The 6927-nt window shown below is 67.6% G+C and carries 2 protein-coding genes; both read right to left on the reverse strand.

Annotated elements, in window-relative coordinates:
* On the reverse strand, positions 1–5099 hold a 5099-nt coding region (locus tag DMX10_RS31415), incomplete at its 3' end, for a filamentous hemagglutinin N-terminal domain-containing protein (protein WP_146603105.1).
* Between the two features lie 27 nt (positions 5100–5126).
* A complete protein-coding gene (locus DMX10_RS31420; protein ID WP_111264767.1) occupies positions 5127–6830 on the reverse strand; it encodes a ShlB/FhaC/HecB family hemolysin secretion/activation protein in 1704 nt (567 codons plus the stop codon).
* Positions 6831–6927: the final 97 nt, after the last annotated feature.

Here is a 6927-nt window from a genome sequence, read left to right on the forward strand (position 1 = left end):
GTCTTGCCTTTGCCCTCCATGGAGTTCCACACGAAGCTGCTCTTGCTCTTCTCATGGCTCTCCTGGTGCATGTCCTTCACCGCTTCGAAGGTGATGGCACCGCCACTTTCAAGGGTCAGGTTGCCGCCGCTTTCCAGGTGAGCGCGCTGGTAAAGCTGGTCACCTTCGCTGGCGAGGGTGAGGTCGCCGCCGGTGATGATGCTGGTGCCGACATTGCGGACATCGGTGACTTCGTCGCGCTGGGTCTTCTTGGCGCCGAAGGCCCCCTTCTTCTTCATGTCGTAGAGGTGGTAGTCGCTGTCCTGCCCTGCGGTCAGGGCCAGCTGTTCGCCGGCGTACAGGTAGGCTTCATCGCCGGCCTTGAGCTTGCTGGCGCTGAGCAGCAGGTTGCCACCCGCCTCAATATCGAGATCGCCACCTGCTTCGATCACCGCCGCCTGCTGGCGGATGGTGCTGTCTTCCTTGTTGATCTTCTTGCCGCTGCGCTTGTAGCGGTATTCGCTGCTGCTCTCATCGGCTGCCGCAGCGATGGTGATGTCGCGCTCGGCCTCCAGGCTGACATTGCCCCCGGCCTTGACGGTGCTGGCAATCACGGCGAGATCCTGCCCGGCGCTGGCCTGCAGGTTGCCGCCGATCTGCACATCGCTGCCATGCTGGGTGGTGCTGGTATTGCTCCAGAAATGGCGCTTGTCCTGGCGCATGCTGCCGTTTTCCTCGGCAGCAGAGGCGATGACCAGGTCGTTGCCGGCCTTCAGGGTGGCGTTGCCGCCGGCCTTGAGGGTGCCGCCGATGTTCTGGAGGTCCTTCCCGGCGGTGAGGCTCAGGCTGTTGCTCGCCTCAATCCCGGCGGCCTTGTCCACCACGCTGGTGAGCTGGCTGAAGTTCTTGCCGCTGCGGGCGTCCTGGCTGATGGTGCGCTCGTTGATGATGTCACCGGTGAGGGCGATGGCGCTGACGTCCTTGCCGTTGATGATGCCGCCACGGGCGTTGCGGATGCTGTCGGTGGCCAGCAGGGACAGGCGATCGCCCGCCTGCATCAGGCCACGGTTGTCGATGTTCAGGGCGGACGCCTGCAGCTGGTTGCTGGCGCGCAGGGTGCCGCTGTTGCTGAGGCTGCTGCCGCTGATGAGGGCGACGTCCTGGCCCTGGATCAGTGCGCCGCTTGGCGCCAAGCGGTCCTTGGCCTGGGCCAGGTAGAGCACCGGCACCAGCACCTTCTCGCCATTCACGTCCTGCTCCTGCATCCACACGATGTCGTGGGTCAGGGCGGCCACCTGTTCGGCGCTCAGGGCCACGCCCGGGGCGAGGTTGAGGGCTTCCTTGCTGGCGATGGCGTTGTCCATCAGGTACTTGAACTGGGCCTCGTCCGAAGCCAGCCCATCGATGAAGCGTTTGCCGGTACGGGCGACCACCGCTTCGCGGATCAGGCGCTGTTCGTACAGGCCGTCCCCCAGGCGTTTCTGCGCCTGGTCGGCGTCGAAGCCGAGGCGGCTCAGCATGTAGTCGGAGCTGAGGAAGCTCTTGAGGTTGGCGAACTCGGCGCGGGTCTCGACCAGGTAGCGATGGCCGGGGCCGTCATTGACATGGAACAGGCCGTTCTGCCCCTGGGGCAGGCCGAAGCCCGGCAGTGTCAGCGGGTTGACCGCCTGCTGGTTGGCGTCCGGAGCCAGCTGTGCGTTGAGCTGCACCACCAGCGGTTGGCTGGTGAGGCCCACCTGGCTGTCCAGGCTCTGGGCGTTGCCGCCCTGGGGCGCCTGGTTGGCCAGGACCGAGTCGTTGGTGATGGGCTGGGTGGCCTGAATGCTGACGTTGCCACCGGCCTGGATGATGGCCGGCGAGCCGACACCGGTGGGCGTGCGCGTCTCGACGTCGCTGGTCAGCGCCCAGCTGTAGAGCGCGCTGGGCACTTCCTTGGGCATCGGCTGGGCGTTGTAGGGGTTGATGTAGTTGGCGCGGAAACGCTCGTCGGTACCGTCGGTGACGCGGCCGGTGTTGAAGCGGCGTACACGTTCGATGATGCCGCTGGCGGCACCCGTGTTCTCCAGGCTGGTGCCCTGGATGCCGATGTTGCCGGTGGCGCTCAGGCTGCTGTAGCGGTTGGCGATCACGCCGCCCTGGATATCGAGGTTGCCGCCGCTGTGGATGCGCGAGGCGGCGGAGTCTTCCAGCACCGAGCTTTCGAAGCGCTCGGTGGCGACGTAGTCGACGTTGTGGTGGTCGCCGCTGCAGTCGTAGCAAACCACGCTGATGGAGCCGGCAACCAGCGTCTTGCCGGGGGTGAACAGCTCCTTGCGGTTGGTCAGGGTGGCGGCGCGCAGGGTCATGTCGCCCGTGGACTCGATGCCGCCGGAACGGTTCTCCAGCAACGCCATCTGCCCATTCGCATCGTCCTTCGCCACGCTCAGTGCGCCCAGGCTGTAGATGTCGCCCTTGAGGTTGGTGAGGCTGTTGGCGCGCAGGGCCATGTCGGCGCCGCTGAAGACCAGGCCCTGGTTGAGCAGGGTCGGGGCTTCGATGCGCAGCTTCTGCGCGGCGCCGAGGGTGCCGCGGTTGTCGAGGCTGGCGACGATCAACAGGGCATCGCCCACGGTGCTGATAGTGCCGGCGTTGACCAGGTTGCTGCCGAGGCGGAACTCGCCCTTGCCGCCGCTGCGCAGTTGCGCGCCCTGGCCGAGTTCGGCATTGGCGGCGCTGAGGGTCAGATCGCCCAGGCTCTTCAGGCTGCCGTTGCCCTGGTAGCGGCCGGTGAGGGCCAGTTGCAGCTTGCCTTCGGTTTCGATGGCGCCGTCGTTGGTCCAGTCGCCGCCGCTGGCGGTGATGTCGTCGATGGACACCAGCTTGCCGCTGGCGGTCTGGGTGAAGGTGCCGACCTTGAGGTCCAGGCGCTGGGCCTGCAGCAGGCTGCTGTTGGTCCAGTCGGCGACGTCGAGGCTGAGCACGCCGTTGGTGATGAAGCTGCCGCCGGCCTGCCCGGCATCGGCCAGGCTGAGGGCGAAGCCCTGGGTGCCGACGTGGCGCAAGGTGCCCTGCTGGTTGCTGAGGCTGGCGCTGGTGAGGCTGAAGCCGGCGTTGCCGATTTCCACCAGGCCGCCGTCGTTGTCGAAGCGGCCGCCGATGGCGAAGGTGCTGGTGCCGGTGCTGCCGAGTGCGCGCAGCTTGCCGCCAGCGTTGCTGGCGGAGCCGAGGTCGAGGGCGAGGGTCTTGCTGGCTTCGACCAGGCCGCCGTCGTTGGCCAGCTTGCCGGTCAGCTTGAGGTTGGCGCTGTCGCCGCCAACAGTGCCGCCCTGGTTGCGCAGGCTGTCGGCATCGACCTTGAGCGCCTGTTTGGCCAGCAGCTGGCCGCCGTCGTTGATGACCTCGCCGCGCTTGATGCCGAGGTCGCCCTGGGTGGCGACGATCTGGCCCTGGCCGTTGTCCAGGCGGGTGGTGCTGGTGAGCTCGACGCTGTCGCCCTGGATGCGACCCTGGCCGTTGCCGAGGCTGTCGACGGTGGCCGTGAGGGCACCGCCCTGGGCGTTGAGGCGGCCCTGCTGGTTGTGCAGTTCGCCGGCCGCGAGGGTCAGCTTGCCGTCACCGGCGAGGACCTTGCCGCTGCGGTTGTCCAGGCGAGTGCTGGCGGTGGCCTTGAGCTCGCCGCTGTCGGCCTGGAGGGTGCCGCCCTGGTTGTCCAGCACGGCGGTGGTGAGGGTCAGGCCGTCGGCCTTGGAGAGGATCAGGCCATCGCCGAGGTTCTTCACCTCGTCGGTGACGGTAACGGTCAGTGCCTGGTTGGCGGCCAGGGTCCCACCGCTGTTGTCCAGCTGCTTGCCTTCGGCCTTCAGGTCCTGCCGGCCGATGAGTTGGCCACCCTGGTTTTCCAGGGTCTGGGCCTTCACCTGGGCGGAGCCGGCGGCGACCAGCTGCGCACCCTGGTTGTCGAGCGTCGCCAGGTCGGTGGTCAGGCTGCCCTGGGCCAGCACCTTGCCGCGGTTGGTCAGGGTGCCGCCCTGGAGGTCGAGCACGCTGGCGGTGTTGGCGCTGCCGTCGGCGCGCACGCCGGCTTCCAGGTGGCCCTGGTTGTCGATGCGCGCGGCATTCAGGCTCAGGTCGCCGGCGGCCGCCAGGCTTTCCTTCACCTCGACCGTGCCGCCGCTGGTGACGCGGGCCTTGCCGCCGGCGTAGGCGCCGCGGGTCAGGTCGACGTCGGCGGCCTTGAGGGTGATGTCGCCGCTGGCGGCAGTGCGCGCCAGGGTCAGCTTGCCGTTGGCATCGATCTGGATGTCGCCGCCACTGGCGGCCATGTCGCCGGCGAGCTTCACACCCACGCCCTGCTCGGTGCCCACCAGGCGGATGGCCCCGGCGTACATGCCGCCGAGGGCGGAGCTGTCGATGGCCAGTTGCGGCTGGGTGCTGCCGTCGTCGGCCTTGGCGGTGGCGGCGAGGGTGGCGGCGTCCACCTCGTTGCGGCCGGTGACCATCGCCAGCTGCTTGGCGTGCAGCTCGGCGTTGATCTGGGCGCTGCGGGTGATCAGCTCGAACTGGTCGACGTTGCCGGCGTTTAGGCCGGCACCTTCGATGGCGATGGCGCCGCCGTCCACGTCGTAGCGGTCGAGGCGGCCGTTCTCCACCACCGGCTTGCCGGTGCTCAGGGTGACCTTTGGCGTGTTGATGAAGCCGCAGCCGTCACAGGTGATGCCGTGGGGGTTGGCGACTATGACGTGGGCGCCCTGCCCGGCCACCTCGGTGTAGCCCTTGAGCTGGCTGGGGCTGCCGCCGCTGACCTCGTTGAGGATGAGGCCGGCGGCGCGGCCGTTGAGGTTGGCGTTGCCGATGATGTAGCCGCCGAGCTGGGTGTTCTGCAGCTTGTCGGTGGCGTTGTTGAGGATCAGCCCCTGCTGGCCGACGTTGTAGTCGGTGAAGCGGTTATGGGACAGGCCGTTGGCGTTGGGCGTGGCGATGTTGACCACCGGCACGCCGTTGCCGGCGCTGCCGATGCTGGTGTTGCCACCGGCGGCCGCGTCCACCGCGAGATCAGCGGCGGTGGAGACGATGGGGTTGAGGAACATCACGCCGACGAGGACGGTGGCGATGTTCTGGAAGAAGGGGCTGCGAACGTCCATGTACTGGAACTCCGGGCGAAGCTGAAATCAGAAGAAGAGGTCGAAGCGGAAGTACACCGGGTGCTCCTGGCGCGTGATGGCGTCAGGGCGTTCCAGGGACCGCGCGAAGGTGACCGAGGCGGCCAGGTGCTGGCCCCGGGCGCTGAACTCGAAGGCGTTGCCGCTGAGGCGGCCGCTCTGGCCGGGGTTGTAGCGATCGCCGTGGATCACTCCCAGGTCGTAGGCGAAGGCGGCACCGTATTCCTGCACGAAGGGCTGCAGCGCCGCCCAGGTCACCGGCCGGCGCCAGCGCAGCTGGTTACGCCAGTAGGCGCCGGTGTCGCCGGAGAGGGATTGCTCCTTGAAGCCGCGCACCGAGCTGAGGCCGCCGACGCTGATGCGTTGCGGGCTGTAGAGCACGTCTTCGCTGTGCTGGCCGTTGACCAGGCTGTCGACGCTGAAGGATTCCCCCAGCAGTTGGAAGGACTGCAGGTAGCTGGCGGTGAGGCTGTACTTGTTGTAGCGGGCCTCGGGCGAGTAGTGGAACGGTGTGCGGTCGTGCTGGGCATCGAAGGCGCCGATGCCACGCTGCCAGCCGACATCGACGTTGACGAAGGCATTGCCGATGCGCCGGCCATGGTTGAAGCCCAGCTGGGATTCGGTCAGGCGCGGGCTGGAGTTGCCGAGCAGGCTGTTTTCCACGTAGTTGCGCGTTTCCAGGTGGGCGATGCCGAGGCTGGCGGCGGTCTTGCTGACGCTGTCGCGGTGCAGCACGCGCTCGGCGCGCAACTGGTGGTTCTTGCTCTCACCGTCGGTGCCGAAGGCGAAGCCATCGCCCTGGTTACGGGTGCGGTAGTAGCTCTGGCTGTAGGCGTAGCTGAAGTTCCACCAGCCGTAGGGCAGGTTGTAGAGGACGCTCTGGTTGGCCGAGTGCTTCCAGTGGTCGCTGGCCAGGTCGCCGCCGCCGCGCAGGCTGAGCTGGTCGGCCAGGCCGAAGGGGCTGTCCCAATCGAGGCTGGCGCCCCACTGCTGCTCGCCGGTGCTGCGCTGGCCGTCGTTGTGACGGTTCAAGCCCACGCGCCAGGGCTCGCTCGGCTCGCCCTTGAGCTGCACGCGGCTGCCGCCCACGTCCGCGCCGGGCACCAGCTCCAGTTGCGCGGGGCGCGACGGCAGGCGGTTGATCTGGTCCACCAGTTGTTCCATTTCGCGCAAATCGAGCACCCCGCCGTTGCCTGCGGGCGAGGCCATGGCCAGTTCGCGGTCGCTGGCGATGGCCGAGCTGTCGAGGCCTTCGAGCTTGCCCTCGACCACGATCACGTCCAGCTCGCCGTCGGCCAGGTCCTGCTGCGGCAGGTAGGCGCGGGAGGTGACGTAGCCCTTGTCGATGTAGTGCTGGGTGATGGCCTTGAGCAGCTCGTTGAGGCGGCCGCTGTCCAGGCACTGGTTCTCGAAGGGCTTGAGCAGCTCGCGCTGGCGCGACGCGGCAATCAGGCTGGCGCCCTGCAGGCGGATGCTGCGGATGTCGAAGCACGGCCCCTGGCTGGCCGGTGCACTGGGCTGGACGGGGGTCTCGCGACCGGGCAGTTGCTGCAGGTCCTGCAGGCGCTTGCGCTGTTCTTCGAGGATGCGGTCCTGGCGCTCGCGGATCAGGTCGCGGTCACCCGCGAAGGGCGCGCCGGGGCTGTCAGCCGCGAAAACGGAAAAAGCAGGAAAAAGCAGGCAGAAGCCCGCAGCGAAAGACTGCAGACGCATTGCGACCGTCCTTGGAGTAATGGCATATCGACATCGGGGCGGCATTTTTATGGCGCCAGCGACTTTGCTCAAGCCCTTTCCCGACCAAATGCGAACC

Origin of the sequence: Pseudomonas sp. 57B-090624, assembly GCF_003234055.1 — a bacterium.
Taxonomy (GTDB): Bacteria; Pseudomonadota; Gammaproteobacteria; order Pseudomonadales; family Pseudomonadaceae; genus Metapseudomonas; species Metapseudomonas tohonis.

Excerpts from the sequence above, each read along its gene's own strand:
- DMX10_RS31420 (WP_111264767.1), bottom strand. The coding sequence starts at position 6,830 with ATGCGTCTGCAGTCTTTCGCTGCGGGCTTCTGCCTGCTTTTTCCTGCT.